Source organism: Lysobacter enzymogenes, from assembly GCF_017168095.1.
Taxonomy (GTDB): Bacteria; Pseudomonadota; Gammaproteobacteria; order Xanthomonadales; family Xanthomonadaceae; genus Lysobacter; species Lysobacter enzymogenes_D.
Genome location: NZ_LXSD01000367.1, coordinates 23,727 through 23,976, shown reverse-complemented (window position 1 = coordinate 23,976; position 250 = coordinate 23,727).

Genomic DNA, 250 nt, shown 5'->3' with positions numbered 1-250 from the left:
GCAACCGCGCTGTCGCGGTCGCAGCTCGCGCAGCTCCTACAGTCGGAAACGAAACCCGCGACGCTACCTGTAGGAGCGGCTCGAGCCGCGACCGCGGAATTTCCGTTCGCAACGAAAGGTTCGTCGCAACCGCGCTGCCGCGGTCGCAGCTCGCGCAGCTCCTACAGTCGGAAACGAAACCCGCGATGGCTACCTGTAGGAGCGGCGCGAGCCGCGACCACGGAATTTCCGCTTGCAACCAAAGGTTCGT